Here is a 1,548-nt window from a genome sequence, read left to right as displayed (position 1 = left end):
TGATGAAGTCAAAGCGTTAGCGGTAAGAGATGGCCTCGCGTCTGATTAGCTTGTTGGCGGGGTAACGGCCCACCAAGGCGACGATCAGTAACCGGCCTGAGAGGGTGAACGGTCACATTGGAACTGAGACACGGTCCAAACTCCTACGGGAGGCAGCAGTGGGGAATCTTGCACAATGGGGGCAACCCTGATGCAGCGACGCCGCGTGAGCGATGAAGGTTTTCGAATCGTAAAGCTCTGTCCTATGGGAAGATAATGACGGTACCATGGGAGGAAGCCCCGGCTAACTACGTGCCAGCAGCCGCGGTAATACGTAGGGGGCGAGCGTTGTCCGGAATTACTGGGCGTAAAGGGTTCGCAGGCGGCATGGCAAGTCCGATGTAAAAGGCGAAGGCTCAACCTTCGTAAGCATCGGAAACTGTCAAGCTTGAGTGAAGGAGAGGCAAGTGGAATTCCTAGTGTAGCGGTGGAATGCGTAGATATTAGGAGGAATACCGGTGGCGAAGGCGACTTGCTGGACTTCAACTGACGCTGAGGAACGAAAGCGTGGGTAGCAAACAGGATTAGATACCCTGGTAGTCCACGCCGTAAACGATGAGTGCTAGGTGTCGGGGGTCATACCTCGGTGCCGCCGTTAACACAATAAGCACTCCGCCTGGGGAGTACGTGCGCAAGCATGAAACTCAAAGGAATTGACGGGGACCCGCACAAGCAGCGGAGCATGTGGTTTAATTCGAAGCAACGCGAAGAACCTTACCAGGACTTGAAATACTAGCGCCCGCTTTAGAGATAAAGTTTTTTCTTCGGAAACGCTAATACAGGTGGTGCATGGTTGTCGTCAGCTCGTGTCGTGAGATGTTGGGTTAAGTCCCGCAACGAGCGCAACCCTTACTTTTAGTTGCCAGCACGTAATGGTGGGAACTCTAAAGGGACTGCCGATGATAAATCGGAGGAAGGTGGGGATGACGTCAAATCATCATGCCCTTTATGTCCTGGGCTACACACGTGCTACAATGGTCGGTACAGAGGGCAGCAAACGAGCGATCGCAAGCGAATCTCAAAAAGCCGATCCCAGTTCGGATTGCAGGCTGCAACTCGCCTGCATGAAGTCGGAGTTGCTAGTAATCGCGAATCAGAATGTCGCGGTGAATGCGTTCCCGGGTCTTGTACACACCGCCCGTCACACCATGGGAGTTGGCAATACCCGAAGCCAGCGAGCCAACCGCAAGGAGGCAGCTGTCGAAGGTAGGGTTAATGACTGGGGTGAAGTCGTAACAAGGTAGCCGTATCGGAAGGTGCGGCTGGATCACCTCCTTTCTAAGGAAATACGCTCTCCCCTGCGGGGGAGAGCGAAAGATGGACAAATCTCTTATACCTTTAATTATGAATCTGCAAGTCGCGTAATCGTCTGTGCAAATCGGACGGGATTCTATTTTTGAACCAAGACAATTGCATATACAATCAAAAACGAGAACATCGTAAAATCAAATCTTCAAATTTAAATTTAAGATTACAATTTCAACGAAATAGATCGTAAGGTCAAGTTAG

At 51.3% G+C, this 1,548-nt stretch carries 1 rRNA gene (only partly in view); it reads left to right on the top strand.

Going from position 1 to position 1,548, the window contains the following annotated elements:
* A 16S ribosomal RNA gene (locus tag OCV31_RS07655) occupies positions 1 to 1,317 on the top strand; it begins 254 nt to the left of the window's first position.
* The last annotated feature ends 231 nt before the right edge of the window (positions 1,318 to 1,548 follow it).

It is taken from the genome of Aedoeadaptatus acetigenes (assembly GCF_025566985.1).
Taxonomy (GTDB): Bacteria; Bacillota; Clostridia; order Tissierellales; family Peptoniphilaceae; genus Aedoeadaptatus; species Aedoeadaptatus acetigenes.
This window is presented reverse-complemented; position numbering and strand designations above follow the sequence as displayed.